Source organism: Arthrobacter sp. B10-11, assembly GCF_033142195.1.
GTDB lineage: Bacteria > Actinomycetota > Actinomycetes > Actinomycetales > Micrococcaceae > Arthrobacter > Arthrobacter oryzae_C.
This window is the reverse complement of sequence record NZ_JAWMTH010000006.1, coordinates 247,728-272,222: the sequence shown is the minus strand read 5'-3', so window position 1 is coordinate 272,222 and position 24,495 is coordinate 247,728. Positions and strand designations below refer to the sequence as shown.

21 protein-coding genes and 1 pseudogene are annotated in these 24,495 nt (G+C 64.5%); 8 read left to right on the top strand and 14 right to left on the bottom strand.

Annotated features, from left to right (window positions below; all coding sequences use genetic code 11):
- Positions 1–274 precede the first annotated feature (274 nt).
- The 3 genes from RW112_RS18605 to RW112_RS18595 all read right to left on the bottom strand — a co-directional run bounded on the left by RW112_RS18605 (position 275) and on the right by RW112_RS18595 (position 3,378).
- Positions 275–1,063: a carbon-nitrogen hydrolase family protein gene (locus RW112_RS18605; protein ID WP_317783173.1), complete on the bottom strand. Its 789-nt coding sequence runs from the start codon at positions 1,061–1,063 to the stop codon at positions 275–277.
- Positions 1,064–1,128: 65 nt separating this feature from the next.
- A complete protein-coding gene (locus RW112_RS18600; RefSeq protein ID WP_317783172.1) occupies positions 1,129–2,478 on the bottom strand; it encodes an APC family permease in 1,350 nt (449 codons plus the stop codon).
- A 9-nt stretch (positions 2,479–2,487) separates the two neighbouring features.
- The gene (locus tag RW112_RS18595) at positions 2,488–3,378 is read right to left on the bottom strand and encodes a carbon-nitrogen hydrolase family protein (RefSeq protein ID WP_317783171.1); all 891 of its coding nucleotides are present in this window, start codon (positions 3,376–3,378) and stop codon (positions 2,488–2,490) included.
- Positions 3,379–3,461: 83 nt separating this feature from the next.
- On the opposite strand from RW112_RS18595, the gene RW112_RS18590 reads away from it, so the two are divergent.
- Both RW112_RS18590 and RW112_RS18585 read left to right on the top strand, forming a co-directional pair.
- Positions 3,462–4,226, top strand: a complete 765-nt coding sequence (locus tag RW112_RS18590; RefSeq protein WP_317783170.1) for a FadR/GntR family transcriptional regulator — start codon at positions 3,462–3,464, stop codon at positions 4,224–4,226.
- A 297-nt stretch (positions 4,227–4,523) separates the two neighbouring features.
- Positions 4,524–6,311, top strand: coding sequence for an ATP-dependent nuclease (locus RW112_RS18585; protein ID WP_317783169.1), 1,788 nt, complete (start codon positions 4,524–4,526; stop codon positions 6,309–6,311).
- A 241-nt stretch (positions 6,312–6,552) separates the two neighbouring features.
- On the opposite strand, the gene RW112_RS18580 is transcribed toward RW112_RS18585, so the two are convergent.
- Together RW112_RS18580 and hisC are read right to left on the bottom strand one after the other, a co-directional pair.
- The gene (locus tag RW112_RS18580) at positions 6,553–7,965 is read right to left on the bottom strand and encodes an amino acid permease (protein WP_317783168.1); all 1,413 of its coding nucleotides are present in this window, start codon (positions 7,963–7,965) and stop codon (positions 6,553–6,555) included.
- A 41-nt stretch (positions 7,966–8,006) separates the two neighbouring features.
- Positions 8,007–9,116, bottom strand: coding sequence for a histidinol-phosphate transaminase (hisC, locus tag RW112_RS18575; RefSeq protein WP_317783167.1), 1,110 nt, complete (start codon positions 9,114–9,116; stop codon positions 8,007–8,009).
- 93 nt (positions 9,117–9,209) lie between these two features.
- Between hisC and RW112_RS18570 the strand changes: the two genes are divergently transcribed.
- Complete coding sequence (locus RW112_RS18570) at positions 9,210–9,713, top strand: Lrp/AsnC family transcriptional regulator (RefSeq protein WP_305940031.1); 504 nt, start codon at positions 9,210–9,212, stop codon at positions 9,711–9,713.
- 120 nt (positions 9,714–9,833) lie between these two features.
- On the top strand, positions 9,834–11,492 hold the full coding sequence (locus RW112_RS18565) for a thiamine pyrophosphate-binding protein (RefSeq protein WP_317783166.1): 1,659 nt from the start codon (positions 9,834–9,836) through the stop codon (positions 11,490–11,492).
- A gap of 102 nt (positions 11,493–11,594) precedes the next feature.
- On the opposite strand, the gene RW112_RS18560 is transcribed toward RW112_RS18565, so the two are convergent.
- Both RW112_RS18560 and RW112_RS18555 read right to left on the bottom strand, forming a co-directional pair.
- A complete protein-coding gene (locus RW112_RS18560) occupies positions 11,595–11,882 on the bottom strand; it encodes a hypothetical protein (protein ID WP_317783165.1) in 288 nt (95 codons plus the stop codon).
- Between the two features lie 312 nt (positions 11,883–12,194).
- Positions 12,195–13,442, bottom strand: a complete 1,248-nt coding sequence (locus tag RW112_RS18555; protein WP_317783164.1) for an endonuclease/exonuclease/phosphatase family protein — start codon at positions 13,440–13,442, stop codon at positions 12,195–12,197.
- Between the two features lie 199 nt (positions 13,443–13,641).
- Here RW112_RS18555 and RW112_RS18550 point away from each other — a divergent pair, with 199 nt between their 5' ends.
- Positions 13,642–14,598 carry a lipid kinase gene (locus tag RW112_RS18550; RefSeq protein ID WP_317783163.1) on the top strand — a complete coding sequence of 319 codons (957 nt, stop codon included), beginning with the start codon at positions 13,642–13,644 and terminating at the stop codon, positions 14,596–14,598.
- A gap of 23 nt (positions 14,599–14,621) precedes the next feature.
- Here the strand turns inward: RW112_RS18550 and RW112_RS18545 are convergent, their stop codons facing one another.
- Both RW112_RS18545 and RW112_RS18540 read right to left on the bottom strand, forming a co-directional pair.
- Positions 14,622–15,695: a methyltransferase gene (locus RW112_RS18545; protein ID WP_411709940.1), complete on the bottom strand. Its 1,074-nt coding sequence runs from the start codon at positions 15,693–15,695 to the stop codon at positions 14,622–14,624.
- A gap of 268 nt (positions 15,696–15,963) precedes the next feature.
- On the bottom strand, positions 15,964–16,536 hold the full coding sequence (locus RW112_RS18540) for a hypothetical protein (protein WP_317783161.1): 573 nt from the start codon (positions 16,534–16,536) through the stop codon (positions 15,964–15,966).
- A 233-nt stretch (positions 16,537–16,769) separates the two neighbouring features.
- On the opposite strand from RW112_RS18540, the gene RW112_RS18535 reads away from it, so the two are divergent.
- Both RW112_RS18535 and RW112_RS18530 read left to right on the top strand, forming a co-directional pair.
- A complete protein-coding gene (locus tag RW112_RS18535) occupies positions 16,770–17,474 on the top strand; it encodes a DUF998 domain-containing protein (protein WP_317783160.1) in 705 nt (234 codons plus the stop codon).
- A 43-nt stretch (positions 17,475–17,517) separates the two neighbouring features.
- The gene (locus RW112_RS18530; RefSeq protein ID WP_317783159.1) at positions 17,518–18,189 is read left to right on the top strand and encodes a hypothetical protein; all 672 of its coding nucleotides are present in this window, start codon (positions 17,518–17,520) and stop codon (positions 18,187–18,189) included.
- Between the two features lie 88 nt (positions 18,190–18,277).
- Here RW112_RS18530 and RW112_RS18525 read toward each other — a convergent pair whose 3' ends face one another.
- The 5 genes from RW112_RS18525 to RW112_RS18505 are packed head-to-tail and all read right to left on the bottom strand — an operon-like array spanning position 18,278 to position 24,044.
- Positions 18,278–19,357: a LacI family DNA-binding transcriptional regulator gene (locus tag RW112_RS18525; protein WP_317783158.1), complete on the bottom strand. Its 1,080-nt coding sequence runs from the start codon at positions 19,355–19,357 to the stop codon at positions 18,278–18,280.
- Between the two features lie 38 nt (positions 19,358–19,395).
- Positions 19,396–20,298 carry a carbohydrate ABC transporter permease gene (locus RW112_RS18520; protein ID WP_317783157.1) on the bottom strand — a complete coding sequence of 301 codons (903 nt, stop codon included), beginning with the start codon at positions 20,296–20,298 and terminating at the stop codon, positions 19,396–19,398.
- A complete protein-coding gene (locus RW112_RS18515) occupies positions 20,295–21,176 on the bottom strand; it encodes a sugar ABC transporter permease (protein ID WP_317783156.1) in 882 nt (293 codons plus the stop codon). The genes RW112_RS18520 and RW112_RS18515 overlap by 4 nt, the downstream gene beginning before the upstream one ends.
- 48 nt (positions 21,177–21,224) lie before the next feature.
- Entirely contained in the window at positions 21,225–22,562 is a 1,338-nt protein-coding gene (locus RW112_RS18510) for an ABC transporter substrate-binding protein (protein ID WP_317783155.1), read from the bottom strand.
- A gap of 45 nt (positions 22,563–22,607) precedes the next feature.
- Positions 22,608–24,044, bottom strand: coding sequence for a GH32 C-terminal domain-containing protein (locus tag RW112_RS18505; RefSeq protein WP_317783154.1), 1,437 nt, complete (start codon positions 24,042–24,044; stop codon positions 22,608–22,610).
- 105 nt (positions 24,045–24,149) lie between these two features.
- Here RW112_RS18505 and RW112_RS18500 point away from each other — a divergent pair.
- A pseudogene (locus tag RW112_RS18500) lies at positions 24,150–24,413 on the top strand (bile acid:sodium symporter family protein); the annotation flags it as partial.
- Positions 24,414–24,495: the final 82 nt, after the last annotated feature.

Sequence of the window (24,495 nt, the reverse complement as noted above, 5' to 3'; positions counted from 1 at the left end):
TCGCCATAGAGCGCCCAATTGAGCGGGAACGATGCGGTTCTCCCACGCCGTCGCGTCCGTGGGGCATTCAATTAGTCAGTCAAGATCGCCGAAGCCCGTGTGTTAAGCCTCCACCGTCCTTTAAATCGTAGACACGTCTGCGTCTCCGGCACCCTCACGCCCCTGGACGGCACCCCACCGATTACCCACGCACGCACTGCCTCCTGGACGAGCGCGTGCCGAAAAAATCGAAATATGAGCTGAAGGGCTAACCGTTCCTGGTTTGAGCGCGCCCTCAAGCTTGCGGCAACCGCCGCTGCCGGAACATGGGGAACAACTCCCGCACCCTCGCCACCGTCTCTAGCGAGACGTCCACTGACCGCACCCCAGGCTCCAGGCCGAGATCAGTTTCAACAACTCCCATGGGATCAACCAAAATGCTGCGGCCCACCGAGACCGGCGGAGCCTGGCACACCCCCGCCACATACACGCTGTTCTCGATGGCCCGGGCCGCGTTCAGCGCCAGCCACTGCTCGGTCTTGTGGGTGCCCGGCACCCAGGACGAGCAGACCAGCAGCACCTGCGCGCCGGCGTCGGCCAGTGACCTGGCCAGCTCCGGGAACCGCAGATCGTAGCAGGTCATCAGGCCGAAGCGCGCTCCCCCGGACTCGAACACCACCGGGCGGGTGGACGGTCCCGGCTTGATGAACGTCGATTCCCCGAAGCCCTGTGCATCGAAGAGGTGGATCTTCCTGTAGAAGGCGAGCCGGTTTCCGTCGGGCCCGAAGGCCACCAGGGTGTTGTAGCCCTTGCCGGGCTCGTCCGAGGTTTCCACCACGCCCGACACCAGCGCGATGCGGTAGCGCCGGGCGGTGCGGGCCAGTTCCTGGCAGACCGGACCGTCCAGCGGCTCGGCCACTTCGGGGAACGTGGCGTCCACCTTCTTCTTCTCGTAGGTGGCGTATTCCGGGAAGGCGACCAGCGCGGCGCCGTCGAGCGCGGCCTCGGCGGCGAACCGGTCGATCGCGGCGAGGTTGGCCTGGATGTCGGTGCCCGACTCCAGCTGCCCGAGCGCTATCCTCACGGCTGTTCCTTCCCTTCTGTCACCAGCGCCCAGCTCAGGCGGCGGCCCAAACTCTGGCGTCCGGCTCAGGCGGTCGCCTCGACCGTCGCCTTTTCCGTGGCCGTCATTTCCGGCGGGGCCGCCTTGAAGCCGCGCGTGATCAGGGCCAGGACCACCACGCCCAGCACCAGCCAGGACAGTCCCAGCGTAATCGCGTTGCTGTCCAGCTGGGAGAGCAGGTAGGCGCAGATGATGGCTCCGACCACCGGGACCACCACGTAGGACACGGGGTTGAGCTGGTGCCCGGCACGGCGCTGGCGCACGTAGTGGAACACCACCGAGGCATTGACCAGGGTGAAGGCGGTGAAGGCGCCGAAGTTGATGAACGACGTCGAGGTGGCCACGTCCAGGAGGATCGCGATCAGGCCGACGATGCCGGTGATGATCAGGTTCCCCACCGGGGTGTGGAACTTCGCATTGAGCCGGCCGAAGACCGCCTTGGGCAGCACCGAGTCCCGGCCCATCGCGTACAGCAGGCGGGAGGCGCTGGCCTGCGCTGCGAGGCCGGAGGCGAACTGCGCCACCACGAGGCCGGCGAGGAACACGGCGCCGAACAGCTGCCCGCCGATCTGCAGCGCGATGGAGCTGGCCGCGGAGGCGGAGTCCTCGAACACTCCGCCGGGGTGGACCAGCTGGGTCACGTAGGACACGGTCACGAAGATGCCGCCGCCGATCAGGGCGATCAGCATGATGGCGCGGGGCATGTTCTTGCGCGGTTCGATGGTCTCCTCGGTGAGGGTGGTGACGGCGTCGAACCCGAGGAACGAGTACGCCGCGATGGCGGCACCGGCGGAGATGGTGGCGAAGCTGGACGTGTCGTTGAAGAACGGCTGCGTGCTGGCCAGGCCGTCGGCGCCCTGCGTGGACACCACGTTGCCGATAGACAGCGCCACGAAGAACACAATGACCAGCAGCTGGAACGCCATCAGCACGTAGTTGGCCTTGTCCGCCACCTTGATGCCCAGGATGTTCAGCAATGTGGTGATGAGGATGAAGCCCACGATCCAGACTCCGATGGGGATTCCGGGAAACTGTGCGGTCAGGTACGAGCCGCCGATGAGCCAGATGACCATGGGCAGGAAGAGGTAGTCCAGCAGGATGGCCCAGCCCACCAGGAACCCCACCCGGGGATCGATGGACCGGCGGACGTAAGTGTAGGCGGATCCGGCCACCGGGTACGCAATGGCCATCCGGCCGTAGCTGTGGGCCGTGAACAGCATGGCGACGAGTGCTACCAGGTAGGCAGACGGCGATGCCCCGCCGGTGGTTTCGGCGATGATGCCGAAGATCCCCAGGACGATCAGCGGGGTCAAATACGCGAGGCCGAACAGAACCAGGGAGGGCAGTTTCAGCGTGCGGGTGAGTGTTGTTGTCACGGTGTTTCCTTAGGCGTTGAAGGTCTGGGGAGCCCAGGTGGCCGGGCTGATCCGGCCCTGGTATACGGGCAGTTCGACGGCATCTTCGCCGTCACGGAACTGGGACCAGGGGCGGTTGAGGTTTTCGGTTCCGTGCGTTCTGACGCGCTCGACGGCGGCAAGGTCCAGTTCCGCCGTGAGCAGCACCGGGGCGTCGTCGGGGGCCTCGGCGAGGGTGTTGCCCTCCGGGTCCACGATGATGCTTTGGCCCTTGCCGCTGGGGCCGGCGCAGTTGACGCTGACCACGAAGACTTGGTTCACGATGGCATTGGCCTTGGCGAGCACCAGCTCCTGGCGGCGGTCCGGCGTCGTGGTTTTCACGACGTTGAGGATGACCTCGGCGCCCATCCAGGCGAGCTGGCGAGACACCTCCGGGAACCATGCGTCGTAGCAGATGTTCAGGCCCACCCTGCCGATGCCGGCCAGGTCCACGGTGGTGAACCGGTCGCCGGGGTCGTAGGGCTCGAACGGGCGCCAGGGGAAGACCTTCCGGTAGTAGCCGGCCAGCTCGCCCTCCGGGGACAGGACCAGCTGGGTGTTGAACAGCTGCCCTTCCGGTCCGCGTTCGCACACGCTGCCCGGGACCAGCCAGATGTTGAGGTCTTTAGCGAGTTGTTTAAGCTCTTTGACCCTTGGGCCGTCCAACGGTTCGGCGGAGGCCTGGAGCATTTCGGTGCGCTGCTGGTCCGGCTCCGTGTCCGCGAACAGGTGCAGCTCGGGGAAGACGATGAGCTTGCTGTGCGGCTGGACGGCGAGGGCGGCTTTGACCTCGTCGGCAAACGCCGAGACGGGTTCACCGATGAGCCGGGGCCGGGCCTGGGCTGCGATGAGGGGAAGAGTGCGTTGCATGATTGTCTCCACGTTGGGGGGTGTGATCTGAGTTATATTAGATCAGAATGATCTAATTATGGGAAGGGGCAGGTTTGGGTCGTAAAGTAGCGGATATGACCCGACAGTTGGAGGACACCGCCGACTCCTCACCCATCGGCGCCGGCAGACTGGCCGGCATCGACCGGCGCAGCGCCATCGATGCCGTCCGGCTACGGATCGGCATGGCGATTTCGCTGGGTTTGCTGAAACCCGGCGAGCGTCTGCCCGACCAGGAGGATGTGGCTCTGGGCCTGTCGGTCAGCCCGATCACGGCCCGCCGCGCGCTGGCGAGCCTGGCGGAGCAGGGCGTGGTGGTCCGCCGCCGGGGGCGGGCCGGCGGAACGTTCGTGGCGGAGGAGCCGCCGCAGAGCGTGCTGGCCGAGCTCTCAGCGTCACCGGCCGAGTCGCAGGCTGTGAACCGGCTGGTGGACCGGAGACTGTTGTTCGAATGCGCGGTGACGCACTACGCGACGCTCAACGCCACGGCCGAGCAGCTGGATGAGCTCGACCGGCTGACCCGGGAGATGGCCGAGTCCTCGGACTGGTCCGATTACCACCAGGCAGACGAGCAGTTCCACCAGCTGGTGGGCACGGCATCAGGGCTGGGGACGGCGGTCGAGGTTTACCACGAGGCGCTGGCCGAGCTCTATGAATACTTCATCCCCTACCCCATTGAGCTGCTGCACAAATCGAACTGCGACCACGTCGCGCTGGTGGCCGCCCTGCGATCCGGCGATGTGCAGGAAGCGGTGGAGGTTTCCCGAAAGCATGTGGACATCCTGCATCGGACGATGTTTATGGGCCTGGCACAGAGCGGAGACCACTCCACGCCTGAGTGAAAGCCTGCTGCCTATCGGCTAACTGGGGCGACGGAACGCCTGCAGAACCGATCAGTTCCTCACATGCTAGTCCGCCGCGTCTCCTACCCAATGGTGGCACAGCGCTTCAGGCCGGAGGAGTTGGGGGACATAGTTGCGAGAATCCCGGACATCTCTCGCTTTGGCTCGATTTTGAGAAGGCCAAAGGCATTCTGGTCGCTACGGTCGTTCAGTAGGAGGGGCCTCATATCCTAGGGTTACTAGAAACAGTTACGTCCATCGTTTTAGATTTTGTTACCAAAAAAGGGGGAGCAAGCAGTGAGGCTCGTTGAAGTCACGGTTAAAAATTACCGTTCAATCGGATCGCAGACCAAGTTTGACGTCGAAGATCTAACAACTCTGGTTGGACCGAACAATGAAGGAAAAACGAATCTCCTCCGTGCGTTAGGCCTCGGCATGTACCTTATAGAACGGTGGAGCACTCTTCCACGGGGGCTGTCAAATCAGGGCGAATTGTCGGGCGCTGCAGCTGCATGGGTTCTTCGGCCCTCCAGAGCAAGCCCTACGTCTCGGCGTCAAGAAAGCATGGGGTATAGCTGGGTTGATGACTATCCGCTCGGCAAGCAGGATCGTCGTGGTACTCACCCCACCGTGTTGCGATTGAAGTTTCGACTCACGGAGACTGAAATTCGCGATTTTAATCTTGCAACGGGTATTGCCAACAATGGTGAGCTACCAATCGAAATGAGTCTGTCACGCGGGTCAGCTTCCTTTGGTGTCGTAAAGCCAGGGCGAGGGGCTGCAAACCACAAGGTAAAGGCCCGTGAGATCGCCGGATTTATTGCCGAACGACTCACTTTCGTTCTCATCCCCGCCGTCCGAACGGTTGAACAGGCTCGAGGTTTACTAAGTGACTTGACTCGACTAAGAATCCGCGAAATAGCGAAATCAGATGAGTATCTGAAATTAGCACGTCGACTGAACGAGTTGCGCCAGCGAGCCGTCACTGGGGTCAGCACGGAGTTGACGGCGTCTGTGCAGCGCTATCTCCCTTCAGTTGCCAATGTGGAAGTGGTTACCAGTGACTTTGAACAATCCGACACGGTAGATGACGTACTGATCGATGACGGATCGGTGACGTCTATCGCAAATAAAGGTGATGGCGTCAAGAGTCTCGTGACACTCGCTTTGATCCAGGAGCTCGCAAAAGAACAAGCGAAGAGCCATAGCTTTATCCTCCTGGTTGACGAACCGGAGGCCCACCTTCATGCTTCGGCGGTACATGAGCTGCAAATTCTTTTTCAAGAGCTGTCCGCTACGCAACAAGTAATTCTGGCCACTCACAACCCGATCTTCGTGAACCGTGACCGAATCGGATCCAACGTGCTCGTGGAAAGGAATGAAGCGAAGCCGGCAAAAACCACCGCGCAAATACGACAGGCGCTCGGAGTTCAGCTACACGATAACCTGGACTCTGCCGAAACCGTCGTTCTCGTGGAAGGACTCTCAGACGAGAACGTCCTTCCCAGTCTCCTCAGCCGGCATTCTTCAAGCATCCGCGCCGACATTCGCAGCGGGCGAGTGGTCTTCAAGTCAACGAAGGGAGCGGCAAAATTGCGAACTCACATTGTTCGCGAAAAATCCACGGTCTCTAAAATAATTGCCGTTCTGGATGGCGATCAGGCCGGGCAGCAGGAGGCCAACCGCCTCAGGGAAGAAAAGCTTCTCGATCCGAAGAATATTTTTGTCATCCGGGATACAACTATGCGCCAATCGGAGTTAGAGGATCTATTTGAACCGGCCGCATATGTCGACGAATTGTCACTAGAGTTCGGACGTACGTTCACCCCGCAGCATTTTGCCAATCGTTCGGTCAAGTGGTCGACAAACCTGGCGGCTGCAGCCGCATCGTTAGGAATCGCTGACGAAGGAATCCAGCTGGAAACGAAAGCGAAAGCGCGAGTCGCGTACTTCGTTACGAACACAGATGCAGCGGTGCTCAAAACGCATGCCCAGGAGAACATAGATGCCCTTAGGGAATTGATCTGGCCCAAACCCATGTCCGAAGGAATGCCATCTGCCGGTGCGGAGAACGTGACAGTTTAGATTCGGGCACGCATCGGCCCGCAGACAACTCTCGGTTTAGCCGTCCCGGGGCGCGCGTCAAGCGCCGAAAATAGGCGCAGGGGTAGCAGTTGCCTCCTAACCGATCCGCCTAGCTTGCCAGACCTGGCTCGTGGAAACCGAGAAGGCGACCAGCCTGCCCTGTAGCGAGGAAGGCGCGCCCGGCCAGACCGGACGCGCCCTTCACGCCAAAGAACCCACGAAGTGGTTCACACCGCCTGATTCAGTCGATCAGCACAGGCTCCTTGTCGCGGTCCTCAGCTTCAACGATGCCCGAAACCTTCCCGTTCCGGTGGTGCAGCCAGTTCGCCACCGCCAGGAGCGCCACGAGTCCAAAAGTGCTCAGGAGCTGGGGACGGGAATCCTCGCCAATGAAGCCCACCGTGAAGATCGCGGCGAGGATGACCAGACCAAATACAGTGAGCCACGGGAAGCCCGGCATCCGCAGTGGAAGCTCCGTCCCCTCGCGGTCGGCACGGAGGCGCAGCGCGAGCTGGGCCAGGAGCGCGGACGTCCACACCAGCAGGCAGGTCGAGCCCACGATGTTCAGCAGCACGCCAAGGACCATCTCGGGGAAAGCCAGCTCCAGCACAACCGTGACAACGCCGAAGGCGACGCTGGCCAGCACTGCGACAACCGGGACCCGAGCCTTGGACACCGAGGCAAGCAAGCGAGGTGCTTCACCGCGCTCAGCCAGGGAGTACGCCATCCGGGAGGCACCGTAGAGGTTGGCGTTGAGTGCGGACAATAGTGCTGCGACGGCCACCAGGGTGATGGCGGTGGCCGCACCGGGCATACCGGCGGCGTCCAGCACCGCGGCGAACGGGCTCTTCAGCCCCTCAGAGCCGACGGGAACCACAGCCGCGATGATGAAGATGGCACCGATGTAGAACACCAGGATGCGCCAGAGCACCGTACGGACTGCTTTCTTCACGCTCCGGGCCGGCTCCGCGGTTTCAGCTGCCGCCACGGAGACGATCTCGGTGCCGCCGAATGCGAAGGCCACCACGAACAAGGCTGTGGCAATACCGGCGAAACCGCTCGGGGCAAAGCCGTCGCCCATGAAGTTGGACAGACCCGGCGACTGCACGCCCGGCAGCCAGCCGAAGAGCAGGGCAGCGCCCACAGCCAGGAACGCCACGATTGCCGCCACCTTCAGCAGCGCGAACCAGAACTCGAACTCGCCGAAGTTCTTCACGCTGGTGAGGTTCACGGCGGTGAGCACCACGATGAACACGAAGGCCATCAGCCACACCGGCAGGGCGGGGAAGATGGTGGCCAGCAGGCCAGCCGCACCGAGCGCTTCCGCTGCGATGACCACCACCAGCTGAATCCACCACAGCCAGCCCACCGTGGCACCGGCCACCGGCCCGTAGGCCTTGGCGGTATAGACGGAGAACGCACCGCTGTCCGGGTTGGCGGCGGCCATCTCGCCAAGGGCCCACATCACCAGGATGATGAGGGTGCCGGCCACGAGGTAGGAGATCAGCACGGCCGGGCCGGCAGCCTGGATGCCCGCGCCGGAGCCGATGAAGAGGCCGGCGCCGATGGCGCTTCCCAGGCCCATCATGGTGAGCTGGCGGGGTTTAAGGGCCGCGCCGAGGGCGCGGGCAGACGTCTTTGTCTGTTGTTCCATGGGAATTCCTCTGGTTGTAGGCGGAACGGGTTGGTAAAAGGTCAGGCGATTGTCGAGGCTGCGTGCGCTTCCAAAAGCCGGAGAACACGGTCGTTGGAGGCGGGATCGGCAACGGTGATCCGCACGCCGTCGCCCTGGTACGCCCGGACCATAACGCCGGCGGCGTCAAACGCGTCCACCAGCCTCGCGCGGAGGCTCTCGTCCGCGCGGATCCACAGGAAGTTGCCCTGGCTCGGCTGCAGTTTCCAGCCCTGTGCTTCGAGCTGCTCGGCCATCCGGGCGCGCTCCTGCCTGACGGCGGCCACCCGGGCTTCCATCTCCTCCCCCGCGTCCAGCGACGTGATGGCCGCCTTCTGGGCCAGCGCGCTCACGGAGAAGGGAACGGCGGTCCGGCGCAGACCCTCGGCGATGTCCGGTGCCGCCACGGCGTAGCCCACGCGCAGGCCGGCGAGCCCGTAAGCCTTCGAGAAGGTGCGCAGGATGCAGACGTTCGGGTACCGGCGGTAGAGCGCCATAGAATCGGGGCCGCTGCCCGCTTCGGCGTATTCCACGTAGGCCTCGTCGATCACCACGAGGATGTCCGAGCGGACGGCCCGCAGGAAGGTCTCGATGCGGTCGTGGCTGATCGGCACACCGGTCGGGTTGTTGGGAGTGCAGAGCAGGATGACCTTCGTGCGGTCAGTGACGGCCGCGGCCATGCCCTCGAGGTCGTGGCCCTCAGCGTCGTCCAGCGGGATGCGGACCGGCCGGGCGCCTGCCAGCTCAACCAGGATGGGGTAGGCCTCGAAGGAGCGCCACGCGAAGATCACTTCATCCCCGGCGTCGCACAGTCCGGTGATGATCTGCTGGAGGACGCCGACGCTGCCGGGTCCAACCGCCACCTCTTCGGCGGTGACGCCCAGGTGCCCGGCGAGCCGTTCGCGGAGTTCGACGGCGGCACTGTCGGGGTAGCGGTTCATCGTACCGGCCGCTGCGGAGACCGCAGCGGCGGCCGCAGGCAGTGGCTCGTAGTGGCTTTCGTTGCTGGCGAGGGCTGCAATGTCCATGCCGGCGCTGCGCCGTCCCGGGACGTAGGGCGGAAGTCCGGCCACCGCGCCACGAAGGGTGGGGAGCGCGGCGCCCGGCCTTGTCAGGAGTTGATCAGGGGTCATGAGGACCGATCATGGTTGTGACCCCGCCCACAATGCAAGATACCCTCAACCCATTGGGACTTCTGCTCAACTTCAACAGTCTGTGGTGAAAATATGACCATCCCCAACCCCCGCGCCCTGGATTCCCTCGACGGCAGGATCATCCTGGCCCTCGACAAGGATCCGGAAGCCAGCGCCCTGGCACTCTCGCGGACGCTCGGCGTGGCACGGAACACGGTCCACGCCCGGCTGGCACGGCTCGAGCGCAGCGGCGCCCTTCGCTCCTTCAGCCGGAGGCTGGATCCCGCCGCACTGGGCTATGACCTGATGGCCTTCCTCTCGCTGTCCATCAGCCAGACCCGGACAGGTGCGGTGGAAGACGGGCTCGCCGCGATCCCGGAGGTCATCGAGGTGCACGCCACCACCGGGGACGCGGACCTCATGGCCAAGGTGGTGGCCCGCAGCACGGCCGATCTCTACCGCATCACCAACGAGATCCTGGAAATCGAGGGGATCCAACGGACCAGCACGGCCATTTCCGTGCTGGAACTCATGCCGCCCCGCTACGACGGACTCCTGAGCCGGCTCTCCGAGCAGGAATCCCGCCCTTCGCACTAAGCGTGGGTGATGCACGCCACAAGTGGGCAAATTTTCACTTGGCACTCCCATTCCCTGCCAATAATCCCAATCAAATCAGCCCCTCTTGCCTATCTGTGAACCAGCCCACATGATTCCTGCATGACTTCTCTTACCGTCTCCGGCCGCGTGGCACAGGTTCTCAGCAGCTACCTCAGCGATGTCTTCGGCGTCATGGGCAACGGAAACGTCTACTTCCTCGATGCCGCGGAAAAGCTGGGCCTCCGCTTCTCCGCCGTCCGCCATGAAGGCGCCGCCGTCGCCGCGGCCGACGCCTACTACCGGACGTCAGGACGCCTCGCAGCGGGCACCACCACCTACGGCCCCGGCTACACCAACGCACTCACCGCCCTCGCCGAGGCGGTCCAGGCGCAGATCCCCGTTGTGCTGGTGACCGGGGACGCCCCGACCAGCGGGGCCCGCCCTCAGGACGTCGACCAGGCGGCAATCGCCGCAGGACTCGGCGCGGCCACCTTCACCGTCACCCGCGACGCCGCGGGCTCCATCACGCAGCAGGCGGTGGAATATGCGCTCACCAAGCGCACCGCCGTCGTGATTGCCATCCCCTATGACCTCGCGGCCCTCGAAGCTGCGGACGAGGAGCTTCCGGCGCCGCTGGCAGCGGCGGTGAGTGACGACGTCGACGGCGGCCTTGGGCAGGTAGCCCGCCTGCTCGCCGGGGCGAAGCGGCCGCTGATCCTCGCCGGCCGCGGTGCGCATCTCGCCGGCGCCGGCCCGGAACTCCGGGAACTCGCCGACCACCTGGGCGCGCTGACCGCCGGAACCGCCCTGGCGCTCAACCTCCTCCAGGGCGACGGATACCTCGGCGTCGCGGGCGGCTTCGGCACGGACACCGCGGCCGGGCTCATGGGCGAGGCCGATGTGGTCCTCGTGGCCGGGGCAAGCCTGAGCCCCTTCACCCTGCGGTTCGGGCACCTGCTCGGCCCGGACAGCACCGTCATCCAGATCGACACCGCCCTGCAGCCGACGCACCCCCGGGTGGACACGTTCGTCAGCGCGGACGTGAAGGCTGCTGCGGGACGCATCCTCCGGATGCTGGACGGCGAGGCTTCAGCAGTTGCCTGGCGCGCGGAAGCCCGCAAGCGCCTGGCCGAAGGACCGGCCCACCACCCCGGCTCCGACGAGACCGCGGACGGCAGGCTGGACCCGCGTTCCCTGGCCATCGCGCTGGACGCCGTGCTGCCGGAGCGCCGCACGGTGGTCCAGGACGGAGGGCACTTCCTCGGCTGGGCTCCCATGTACTGGAACATCCCGCGGCCGCAGGACCTGGTCATGGTGGGCACGGCATTCCAGACCATCGGGCTGGGCCTTGCCAGCGCCGTCGGGGCAGCCCGCGCAGTGGAGGACGGGCGCACCCTGGTGCTGGCCTCCGGCGACGGCGGTTTCCTGATGGGCCTGTCCGACCTCGAATCGCTGATCGGTGCGGCGAGCAGCGCTGTCGTCGTGATCTACAACGATGCCGCCTACGGAGCCGAAATCCACCAGTACGGCTCCCAGGGCCTGACCGAGAAGCCCATGCTGATCCCTGAGGTGGACTTCAGCGGCGTCGCCCGTGCGCTCGGTGCCGAGTCGGCGATCATCCGCTCGCTGGCGGACCTTTCCGAGCTCCAGGACTGGATCGACGACGGCGCGAAGGGTACCTTCGTGGCCGACTGCCGGATCACGTCCAGCGTCCGGGCCCCGTGGATGAGCGAGTGGATGAACGCCAAGCAGGCCGCGAAGGCGGCGGTGGCGGGGTAACTGCCCGACTGGCACGAAAAAGGAGGCCGACGACGACACCCAGTGTCGCCGTCGGCCTCCTTTATGCCCGCGCGGTGTTGCTTCCCCGCAGGGCGCTGGACCCTAGGCCGCCGCTGGAAACGTTACGTAGCTGCCCTCGATGACGCTGGCGGCAACAACGGGAGTGCCGCCTACTGTGACATAGCTGCCACGGGTGACGGGGGGCAGGTTTGGCGCGCCATCGACGGTGACATAACTGCCCTCAACGCCGACGGGGACGCTGTCGGCCGGGAGAGTCACATAGCTGCCGCCGCGCACTGCGGTGTCAGCGACAGGCGTCCCAGTAGCCGCCTTGACGGTGGTTTCGGTGGTGGATGAGGAGGTTGCGGGGCGTTCGGTCAGCAAAGTCATGGGTTCTCCGTGGGGTTTCGGGGTGAGGGCCATACAGGTTCTTGTGCCGCTCAAGCAGGAGGGCGGTTGCGTCGTGTCGCTTGCCCCGCTGGCCCGGGTGTCTTCACCGGTGCGGTACTCAAGGGCTACGGCGGCCTGTACCTAACTTTACCGACTTATCGTGAGTTACTCAGAATAAGGTGGGAAGGCTCACGTTTACGCAAGGCTCCTACGACATTGCCTGCTGCAGCGGAACCCTGCAGACGACGCCGTTGGTTCACCGTTACGGGCGGCTGAAGCAACGGCGTCGTTCATTCGCGTTCAGGGCCTGCCTCAGCCCCGGACCTGCATGTCCACCCACACCAGGCGGTGGTCGCTGCTGGGGAACGGATAGACGCCGGTCAACCGCGAGAGGGGGTCAGCCTGGGTGGGCCAGAACACGCCGGAATCGAGCACGCGGATTTTTCGTGAGGGCAGCACGTAGTCGGCCCGCAGGTTTCCCGGCGCGGCATCGGCGAAGTCTGCAGTGTCGTAGCGGGGGTCGCCTTCATGGGTGGCGTTGGCTCCGCCCTGCAGGGCCGCCGCCTCCACGGCACCCTCGGAGGCCGGCAGCGGGTCCACGATGTGCTTGGAATCCAGGAGCTGGTTGATCGCGGCGTCGACTGAGTCGCCGTCGAGCGGGTCGGCGTTCTGGTCGCCCACGACGACGAACGGTTCGCTGGGCAGGAGCCCGCGTTCCTTACCTTCATCGTCCACGATGTACGCCGACTTGCCTGGGGTGACGTAGTCAGCCCAGAACCGGATCTCATCGTGGTTGCGGCGGCCATTCCGGTCCTCAGGACCGTCAAAGGTTGGCGGTGTGGGGTGCGAGGCGAGCACGTGCACCGTTTCGCGGCCCACCTTCACCGGAACATCCCAGTGCGACTTGCTTGACAGGCGCACGACGTCGAGCTCCTCCGGGGAAAACCAGTCTGCCGGTTCGGGCGTCGCCGGGTTGTCCGGCAACAGCGCCCCTGGCATGTCTTTCCACAGGAAGTCCTGGAACGTCCTCACGTTCTCCGTGTCGATGGGGTACTTCGACAGGATGGCCATGCCGTACTGACCCTCGAAGGCACCGAACCCAAAGGCGTCGTCTCCGCCTGCGACCTGGCCGTTGTTGTTGAGATCGAACCCGCTGGCGATCCCCGTGTTCGACGGCGCTACGTAGGCGTAGGGGTAGTTGACCGGATCAGCCCCGCCCTGGCCGATCGCCAGGTAATTGTCACGGAACAGATCAGCGGCACCCATGTTGGGCACGTAGTCGAACTCGTTCAGCAGGACGACGTCCGGGTTCGCACGCTGGATGACCTCGGCAACGGTGCGGGCCTGCTGGTCGTCCGGAGTGCTCAGATCGGCCTCAAGTTCGCCGGCGGTGGCCCGGTTGAGCGACAGGTTGTAGGTGGCCACCCGCAGGTCCACCGTGTGGTCCTTAGTGGGCTCGGCTTTCGGCTCGGCGGCGGCCGGACCGCCGCCGAATCCAACGGCAATGCTGCCGAGTACAGCAGCGGTGACGGCAGCGATGAATGGGCGTCTCGTGGACATGGGACTCCTTGGCAGCGAAAAAGTGGCGGAAAGAACGAAGTTGCGTTCAACCTAAGCCTCCAAAATGACCACCAGGCGTACCGCAGACGAACGGAGATGGCACGGAGCCGAAGCTCCGGGAGCCCTTTGCCGCGCCAAATGAGTAGATCGGCGCCGGCGCCATAGGAAACCCACAGGTCCGCGCCCTAACATGGCCCACATGAAAGCTGCCCGGGACGCCCGCTCCGCCGCCGTCGTCATCAACGCCGGATCCCGCCGAGGGGCGGCACACGAACTTGCCGTGGACACGATGCGCAAGGCAGGCCTGCCGATCTCCGACGTGCACCACGTGCTGTCCGGGGCAGACCTGGCCGGGACGCTTGACCAGGTGCTGGCAGACGGGCACGACCTGGTGGTTGTCGGCGGCGGCGACGGGACGGTGTCCTACGCCGCCGGCCGGGTTGCCGGCACCAACGTTGTGCTCGGCGTTCTTCCGCTGGGCACCGCCAACGACTTCGCCCGCACGCTGGAGATACCGAGCAATCTTTCGGAGGCGTGCGCCACCATCGCCGACGGGAAGGTGGTGGACATCGACCTCGGCCGGGCCAACGGTGAACCATTCCTCAACGTCGCGTCCGTGGGCCTGTCCGTGGCCGTGACGGAGGCTCTGAGCCCCCGCCTGAAGCGGTACGTCGGGCCCTTGGCGTACAGCGTCGCCACGCTTCGGGCCTATGCCCGGCACAAGCCGTTCCGGGCCCGCCTCGAGTTCCCGGAAGGGGACCACGAACCGCTGGAACTGGACAACCTGCTTCAGGTAGCGGTCGGCAACGGCCGGCACTACGGCGGCGGCAACACGGTCTCCCCCACCGCAGGGATCGACGACCACCTCCTGGACATCTACGCCATCCTTGCGGGGCCGCTCCGGGAGCACGTGAGCATCGCGCGGTTACTTAAGGACGGCAGCTTCATCGAACACGACAAGGTGTACCACCTGACCAGCCGAAGCGTCCGGCTGGTCACCGAGCAGCCGCTGCCGGTGAACCTCGACGGCGAAATCGCCACCTCCACGCCCGCCGACTTCACCGTCCAGCGCAACGCCGTCCACGTCGTCGTACCCCAGAGCAGCACCAGCGCGATGTTCGACGGACCGGGCGCCACGAACTGGCCGCCGTCGTGATTCCCGACGGCGGAAGGCTGTGACTAGCGGGGAACAAGCCGCCACAGGGACGTGACCTCGGCCGTGCGCGCCTCGAACAGAGGATCGTCGCGGTCCGAGGCCTTCGGATGTGTTGGCTTGGTGTCGAGCCGTTCCACCACCTTCAGCCCGGCCGCCTCGATGGCGGCCAGCAGATCCTCACGCGACCGCAGGCCAAGGTGCTCGGCCAGGTCCGAGAGGACCAGCCAGCCCTCCCCGCCCGGCTCAAGGTGGTCGGAGAGTCCGTTCAGGAAGCGGAACAGCATTCTGCTTCCGGGGTCGTAGACTGCGCTGTCCAGGCTGGAATGCGGTGTGGCCGGAATCCAGGGCGGGTTGCACACGATGAGCGGCGCCCGTCCGGGCGGGAACATGTCCGTCAGGACGGCCTCAGCACGGTCCAGGACACCGAGGTTCCGGAAATTCTCAGCGGCGCAGGCGATGGCACGCGGTTCATTGTCGGTAGCCACCACGCGGCGGACGCCGCGGCGCGCGAGGACGGCAGCGAGCACACCGGTGCCGGTTCCGACGTCGAACGCCAGCGTCTCAGAGGGCAGCGCAGCCGCGGCGACGAGATCCACATACTCACTCCGGGTGGGGAAGAATGTGCCGTAGTGCGGGTGGATGCGGCCCTGCAGGGCATCGACGTAGACGCCATTACGCCGCCACTCGTGGGCGCCGATGGCCCCGACAAGCTCATGCAGGGATACAACGGAGGATTCGCCGATGTCACCGTACGCTTCAGCGGCCGCCTGCCGGACGTCCGGGGCGCGGCGCAGCGGCACCACCGGGCCCGGATCAAGTGGAACCAGCAGGAGGCCGAGAACACGTGCACGGTGCGAGCGGGACTGGCGGTGCCGATAGAACTGATCGGCCGGAGTTCCTGCGGTCCTCTTTCCGGCGCCCATCCGCCGATCCAAGGCGTTGAGGATCTGCCGTGCGTTGTGGAAGTCACCGTGCCAGAGCATCGCGATCCCCTGTGACGCCATCCGATTCGCATCATCGGCCGTGAGAGAGTCGGAGACCACCTCGACGCGCGTCGGCACCGGTCTGCCGTTCGCCGAACGCCACCGCGCGGTCATGCTCTCGCCGGCCTCAACCCAGGTCACGACGGCGGGGTCATCCACCGCAGCTCCGCGTGAGGGCTTGAGGACAGGCGTCGGGATTCCCACGGGAGCTGGCGTGTCGGTAGTGATAAAGGTCCGTTCCAAGCGTCAGAGGAGCCGATCGGCGACTGACGATTGCGGCGGTGATCCACGACGTGGAAGGCGACGGCCCAGGATTCCGGACCGTCATCCGGCCGCGAACCGAGCTGGGTTGATGGCCGCTGGAGCCATTCAACCTGCATTGTCAGGATACAGGTGTGCGGTGGCGGCTAACCGACGCTGCAGAAATCTGCCGCTTGACCTGCTCAAGCTCATCTTTGAGCAGGTCAACGGTGGCACGGTATTTTTCGAAGTCAGCCGCCCGGCGCCTGGCCATGGCAAAACTGATGACGGCCGCGAGAACGGCAAGCGGGAACGAGAGCAGCAGGGCCCAGCCGGACACGGCAAGGAAGTCCAGCGCTACGGGAAGTGCCTGCTTGAATGCCAGGAAATCGTTCACCCCGCCGACCATTCCCTGCAGGGCGGAGTCCAGGGGGCCAAAGTACTGCCCCACGATAGGCGTCTCGGAAAACGACGGAGCGCTCAACGGCGGTTCTCCTCCCGCCGACCAGCGCGAATCACGGAAAGTGTTCAGGACGTAGATCCCTGCACCCGCGTTGAGGGCCGCGAAGAGCAGGACGGCTCCAAGCGCAGTCCAATGAAGCCTGCGCCAACGCCAGAGGCCGGCCACAAACGCGAAGACTATGGCCGCAGCCCAGGAAAAGTTGCGGAGTTCGTCGCGGCTCAGGCCGCCCAGCAGATCCAAGGTATTCCCCACCCTTTGCAGTTGATGCGTGTTCCGGTCCCAAGCAATGCCTGTTCAGGTCCCAAGGGAGCCTATCCCAGGCATCCCGAGCATGCCGCGGCAGTTACGGGTGCGAGGCAAGGCCGTTCGGCCCTATCAACCTGCGGCAACCGGCCCAAAGCTTAGAACAGATAGGCGCTGGGGCGGATGCCCGCGGGCCCCTGCACCGAGCCTTTGCCAGACCGCGGCTCTGAGGACATCCGGACATGTCAATCGACAAGCACGGGCTCCCGCTGCGCAGGCGGGCCGCGACGCAGGGAAGCCAGCGCCATGACACTGCCCGCAAGGCTCTTCTCACCGCAGGACCGCTGTCTTCGCTGCTGTACGTGGTTGCCACCGACGTGGTGGCAGCATCCCAATGGGACGGATACCGCCGCACCGAACAGATGGTGAGCGAACTGTTCGCCGTCGGCTCCCCCGGCCGGGACGTCCTCGTCCCGTTCACATGGCTCTACACGGTGCTGTTCACAGCGTTCGGCGTGGGCGTCTGGAACTCCGCGCGCGGCAACCGTGCCCTGCGCATCGCCGGCGGCCTGCTCACCGGGTACGGGCTGTGGAACATCATGGGCGCCCTCTACCCCCTGACGCTGGGGGACGATGCTTCCATTCCCATGCATATCCTCGCCACCAACGTCCAGCTCGCCCTCATGGTCTCGGCAATGTGTTTCGTGGCTGCGGGATTCCACGGCCGGATGCGCGCGTATTCGATCGTCTCGCTCGCGGCTTCCGCGGTGATGGGCATGGTTGCATTCGCAGCGGCCCCGGGACCGGACCTCGTGCTGGGCATCGGCGAAAGAATCAGCATTGGTGCGTTCCTGCTCTGGGTGGCAGTCCTCGCGGTGGCGCTGTGGAAGCGGCCGGCAGTCGTGGCAGCTCCGGCGGGTTCGGCGCCGGACTCCGCCACGCGGTAGCGGCCTCTCCGAGCCAAAGGCGGGCCCAGTTCATAATGACCAAGTGATCACGCTCGTCAAAGTCCTCCACAACATCCTCTTCGCTGCCGGCTATCTGGCCATCGCCGTGCTTGCCTCAGTGATCAGCTACTCCGGCAAGCCGGAGCTAGGGCTCGGCATCATTTTGGCCGCAACCGCCATGTTGGCGACACTCCTCATCGCTTCCGCCGTAATCAACCGCCGACACAAGCGGGCCGTGCAGGCTGCCCAAAGTGATGTACCCGTTGTCGCCGCCGGGCGCACCAAAACCTACAGCGCGCACGCCTCTGAAACTTACGAACACGATGCCCAGACGGTCTGGTCGCTGATCCGGCCGGCCGAGAGCGCCGTATTGCTCTCTGACGCGCAGCGGGCCTTCACAGTGCCGGGGACACCTGCTGGCGTCGGGGAACAGCAGTGCTTCATCGACCGAGACGGTTCGGTTTCCATCATCGAGGTCATCGGTGAAGAGAGCCCGTGGTGGGCAACAACGAGGCCTATATCGCCGGGCGAGACGAATACCCGCTCCACGTACCGCCTTAAACCGACGTCAACCGGGTGCGTCCTCACGGTTGGGACCGTCATGGAACTCCCAGCAAATGCCGTGCTCACAGAGACCCCCGAGGATTGGTGGGAAACCCTAATGAGGCCCTACCTAACCCGGGTCAAGGAAGTCCTGGCCGCGGGTCAAAATTAGCGTGGGCGGGCCAAGGTGAACTCGCCGCCCAACCAAGGTGCCGACGTCGTACTTCTATCCCTCTGCGCCGTACCCGGCGCCCAGAAACCTACGCCGGCAAGTGCACCGCCACGGATGCCCGTTCAACGGCGGGGCACATGATCTTCACCGCGGCGTCGTCGGGGGCGTCGTCCAGGCCCAGCAGCATGCGCACTCCCGCCGCCCCGAGCTCGTAATGGGGCAGGGACACTGTGGACAGCGGAGGCCGGAGATGGGCGGCGATAACTTCCTGGTTGTCGAAACCCACAACGGCCATGTCATCCGGAATGGAGAGCCCGTTTTCCCGCAGGCCGTCGTAAAGTCCCATGGCCATCCGGTCGTTGTAGCAGTACACAGCGGCGACGTTGCGCTTGAGCAACTCTTCGGTGGCTCCGTATCCGCCTTCCTGATCCGGATAGGCTTCCAGCACCAACTCCGGGTCGAACGGAATCCCGGCAGCTTCCAGCGCGTCCTTGTAGCCCTGGAGCCGTCCGTCCCTGGCGGGCGCGGGGGTGGTGGCGTTGATAAAGGCGATGCGCCGGTGGCCGCCGCGGAGCAGGATTTCCGTCGCGGACTTCCCGCCTTGCTCTTCGTCGGGTACAACAGCACGGGCAGCGCCGGGCTCCGGCGAGAAGCAGTTGACTAAGACGAAGTCCGCCTCGCGCAGCGTTTCGGGGACGACAGTGGGACGGTGGAACCAGGTCGAGTACAGGATGCCGCGCACCTTGTATTCCAGCATCATGGCGATCGCGTCCGTTTCCAGGTCGCGGTTTCCCTCGGTGTTGGCGATCAGCAGCGCGTAGCCGTGTTTCCAGGCTTCGTCCTGCGCCCCGTGGATGATCTGACCTGCGAACGGGGTGGTGGCCACGCCGTCTGCCACGAGCCCGATGAACCGTGAGGTGCCGCTGACCAGCGTCTTCGCCATGGCGTTGGGGCGGTACCCGAGCTGCCGGATCGCATCCTTGACGCGCTGGCGCGTCTGCTCCGCAATGCGGGCGTTCTTCTTCTTGTTGATCACCAGCGACACCGTGGCAGTGGACACACCGGCTGCTTCAGCCACTTCGCGGAGAGTCACCGGCTGGGCACGGCTTTTCCTCACAGGAACGTCGGGGGTGGCCGCGCTGCCTGAATTTTTCTCCTGCGAAATCATCTGTCCTCCATCAGGAGTATATCCATCCGCCATGGCCGTCATCCCTTCGTCGCCCCGCTTTCCAAGCCCTGGATCATGGCCTTGTTCAGGACCAGGAAAACCAGGAGCAGGGGCGTGATGGTGACGCACACAGCAGCGAAGGTGGCAGTCCAATCCACCTTGCCCATGGCGCCGATGTAGTTCTGCAGGCCCAGGGGGATTGTTTTCAGGTCTTCGGAGAGGACGAACGTGTTCGCGAAGATGAAGTCATTCCAGATGAAGATGCTGTTGACCAGCACCACGGTGACCACTGTATTCAGCGACAGCGGCAGCGTAATCAGCCCGAAGATCCGGTACGGGCCGGCGCCGTCAAGGGAGGCGGCCTCGTAGGTTTCCCGCGGGATGTATTCGAAGAATGATGAGAACAGGTAGATGGACATGGGCAGCGCGAAGCCGGCCAGCGGGATGATCATCGACTGGTAAGTGTCCAGCAGGTTCACTGTTGAGTAATCGATGAACAGCGGGACCAGGGCGATCTGGACAGGAACGATGATTCCGATCAGGAACAGCCCGCGGACAAACTTGCTCAGGCGGAAACCCAGGACCTGGATGGCGTAGGCGGCCATCATGCCAAACAGGACGATCAGGACGTTGGCACCCATGGTGACGATGAAGCTGTTCAGGATGTACCTGCCGAGGTCGCCCGTTTCGAACGCGCGCGCGTAGTTCTCCCACGTCAGCGAGCTCGGCAGTGCAAACGGGTCACCGGTGGCGAAGTCGTGCTCGGTGCGGAGGCTGGTCAGGAACAGCCAGGCGAGCGGGTAGACCTGGACGATGACGATCAGCATGATCAGCACCCGCGACAGGGTCCGGTACAGGCTGGGCTTCCGGCGTCGCCTTGTGATGGCGGGCTTCGGGGGCCGGGCGGCGGGTGGAGCAGCCGGGGCTGTTTGGGTGATCATGAGTCTGCCTTCCGCTTGAGCATGAACAGGATGAGGCCGACGGCGACCAGGCACTCGATCACGATGAACACGGAGATAGTGCTGGCGTACCCGAAGTCGGTGCTGGTGAACGCTGTTTTGTACATGTACGTGGTGAGCAGTTCCGAGGATTGGCCGGGGCCGCCGTTGGTCATGAGGTAAGGGATGTCGAAGCCGCGCAGGCCGTAGGTGGTGGCCATGATCGTCGTCGTGATCCACACCGGCCGGATGTACGGGAAGCGGATCTTCGTGAAGAGCGTCCACTTCGAGGCGCCGTCCAGCACCGCAGCTTCTTCCAACTCCTTGGGCACGGCTATCAGCGCGGCGTAGATGATGAGCATGTACAGCCCGGTGAACCGCCAGCCCTCGGGAGCGGAGACCGCAGCAAGTACCGTGTTGACGTCGGACAGCCAGGCGCGTTCCAGGTTGCCGAGCCCGATCCAGTGCAGCAGCTGGTTGAGCAGTCCGACGGGGTCGATGGAGTAGATGCGCACGAAGAGGAATGCGATGGCCACTGTGGAGATCACGGCAGGCAGCAGGTAGAGGGTCTTGATGAGCTCCCGTCCCCGGCGCAGGGACGTGAGCAGGCTGGCGACGACCAGGGCGCCGCCGAGCTGCAGGACCAGGCAGATGGCCAGGTAGAGGAGCGCGTTGAAGAACGAGCGCCAGAAGATGTCATCGGCGGTGAGCATCCGGACGTAGTTATCCAGTCCGACGAACTCCATGTCGCTGATGCCGTTCCAGGAGAAGAAGCTGAGGAAGAACGACTGAAGGATCGGGAAGAGCACGGCTGCGCAGTACAGCAGCAATGGTGGAAGCAGGAAGACCAGGACTGAGGTCCGTGACCTGTTGGGAAGCATGGCTTGGCCTTTCGGGCGGGGGACCTTCCGGTCCCCCGCCACTGCGGTTTACTTGAAGAACTTGGGGGCGTTCTGCTTGATGGCGTTGTCCATCGTGCTGGTGAATTGCTCCGGCGTAATGTTGCCCTGCACCAGGAGCACCAGTTCCTGCTGGAGCCTGCCGTTGGTGGTGGGGTCCAGCTGGGTGTCCCACGGCATGGCCTGCTTTGCCCCGAGGGTGTCCGCCGTTTCCAGTGCCTTCTTGTACAGCGGGGTGGCGTTGGCCGGGACCGTGGTCTGCACATTCGTGGTGGGTGAGAGGGCACCGGTGGCCGCGTACTCGGCGGGGTACTTTGCCAAGGCAAACTTCAGGAAGTCGCTCACCAGCGGATCGTAGGTCTTGGAGTTGACGGCCATTCCGATGCCGGATGGGGAGACGAATTCGTTGGCCGCCGTCACCGAACCGTCTGTCGTTGGCAGGGTGAAGAAGTCGACGTCGTCCCGGACCTCGGCGTTCAATTTGTCGGTGGCCAGGCTTGGCAGCTCCCAGGTGCCGATGTTGTACATCGCCGCCTGGCCGGACGTGAACTGGTTCTGCGCGTCGGAGTAGCCCTGGGCGGAGAAGCCGTCCTGGAAGCACTTGGCCTTACCCAGCTCGGCCATCCACCTCACGGTCTTCTGCCCGGCAGGATCGGAGAACTTCGCCTCACCCTTCTTCAGCTTCTGGACGAAGTCCGGACCGGCTTCCCGGAACGGCTGATAGGCCACATAGCGTTCCAGCGGCCACTGGTCCTGTCCGTCAATGGCAATCGGAGTGATTCCCGCAGTGCGCAGCGCGGTGCACAAAGCCGGGATGTCATCGAGGGACTTCGGCACCGTGACGCCGGCCTTTTCCAGCAGTGCCTTGTTGTACCAGAAATACTCCAGCTCGAACTGGAACGGGATCATGTACAAGGAGCCGTCGTCGAATCGCTGGTAGTCCAGTGCCCCGGGCCGGTAGTCATCGTAGATGTCCAGCGACTTCAGGAGCTTCCCTGCATCGACCATCTTGCCCTGCTTTGCCAGCTGCTGCGCGAAGGGCGTGGCGTCCGTGTCGAAGAGCTCAGGGAGCTTGTTGGCCGCAGCCAGGGTCTCCAGCTTTTGGATGTAGGAGGGGCGGTCCGGGGTGGTGATGAGGTTCAGCGCGAAGCCCGGGTGGTCCTTGGCATAGTCGTCAGCGAGCTTCTTCATGATGTTGATGACTGCCCCGTCGGCCGGACGTGACAGCAGCCACGAAATTTCACGGGGTTTGATCTCCCCGGTGGGGCTGACATTGGCCGGGTCGCTGGAGGCTCCTACGCCGCCGCAGGCTGACAAAGCCAGGGCTGCGGCGGCTGCGACGGCGGCAGCACGGAATAGTTTCTTCATTGCGGCAATCTCCCTTGATTGGGTCAGTGGTTGGGGGGGTGATGTTCAGTTGTCGGTGCGTTTACGTATCTCAAGGTCGGTGACGGTGGCGGATCCTTCGCCTGAGAAGAGCCCGATCCGTCCCGCGGGCAAGTCGTAGATCCGGGTGCTGAGCGCCACCTGCCGGTCCACGACGGCGACGCACAGGTCGCCGTCGACGATCACCTCCAGGGTGTGCGGGCCGGGGGCGAGCTTGCAGGCGCGCTCCAGTTCGACGTCGAACGGAACGTCCCCGGACACGTGCCACTGGGCGTCCCCAGTGATGGCCCGTGGCCAGCGGTCGAAGACGAGCCGGCCGCGTTTCGGTTCCAGGCGCAGGATGTAGGAGTGGTCTCCGTCCTGGCTGGCGCGCAGCAGCAGCCCGCATTCGGTGGTGTCGGGGCCGATGTCCAACACTGCCTTGGCATAGAACTGGCTGGGCAGTTCGTCGTCGGATACGACGGCGGTGTACCCGTCCGGCGCGTCCAGTCGCGTAGGCAGTCCGCCCGTCAGTGAAACGGTGACGTCGTCCCAGAAGCTGTCCACGAGTTCGTCGGCGAAGCCGAAAGCCAGTGTCCCGTCCGGGTTTTGGCGGGCTTCCAGCACGGACATTGTGCCGGCCCACTGCCAAGGGCCGTGGTCGGTGTTGCCTTCCTTGCTGGCGATCCATCCGAAGAAGAATCGGCGGCCGTCCCGTTCGGCGGTTTTGGAGGCGTAGAAAGCCCGGCCGTCGATGCTGTCCAGGTCCGGGACGGTCCACGGCCCGTCGGGGCTCTTGGCCATGCGGTACCGGGTGGTAAACGATTCGGAGAACTCGGAGTAGACCATGTACCACCAGCCGCCCCAGGAGAAGACGTCCGGGCATTCGTGCGTGATGTAGCGGCGCGGATCCCAGAACGGTTCCGCATACTCCCAGGTCATCAGGTCGGCGGAGACGCACTGGGCGATGACGCCGCGGCGCCGTTCCGGTCCGGTGGAGTGCCGGGCCGCCAGCAGCATCCTCCACCGGCCGTTGCTGTCATCCCGGAACACGAAGGGGTCCCGCCAGTCCCCGGACTCGAAGCCGTCAGGAGCGCCGAAGGTGAGTTCGGGATGTTTGGTCCAGGTCTGCATTCCGTCGGTGCTCGTGGCGTGCATGACCAGTTGGAGTGGTGCCCCGTCCGCTCCCAGGTTGCGCGGGTTCTGCCCGGTGTAGAACAGGTGGTGGATGCCGGTTTCATCGACGACGACGCTGCCCGTGTAGGCGTTGAAGTCCAGATCGTCCTCCGTGCCGTGCTGCAGGGCCACTCCGTGGTCTTCGAACTGCGTGAGGTCCTTGGTGGTGACGAGGTTCCATGACGTGCCGGGTTTCGGGTCCGAGCGTACTTCGTGGAGGTAGAAGAGCCAGAACTCCCCGTCCTTCTCGAAGGGGATGAGGTCACCAACCCATCCATCGGCGGGCTGGAAGAAGACTGAGCGTTTCATCTGCGCTGATGTCCATTCTGCTAAAGCGTTTGATCACACGAATTTAGCGGCATCGTCCGAATTGATCAAGCGTTTTAGCAAAATTTGTTTTTTCCGGGGCGCCCGGGCTATGCCCTCGGTTACGCTGCTGCCCGTTTGTTCCGGCTGCCGATTCCGTCCCGGCGCACCACCGCGATCGAGGTGGGCATGCAGAACTCGGGCCTTGCAGCAGGGCTGGCACGGCAGTACCTGACTCCCGAAGCGGCCCTGCCCGGCGCCATCTTCTCCGTCTGGCACAACGTTTCCGGCGCGGTCCTGGCCGCCTACTGGCGCCGCCGCAGCACCCCTGCTGTACGCGACGGCGAGCCGGTTACGGCGGCTGCAAACTAACCCTTGTAGGCATCCGCCAGGACATGCATTGTGCCCCACCCGGCCACGCCCTACCGTAAAGGAACAGTCAGCCTAAGCAGGT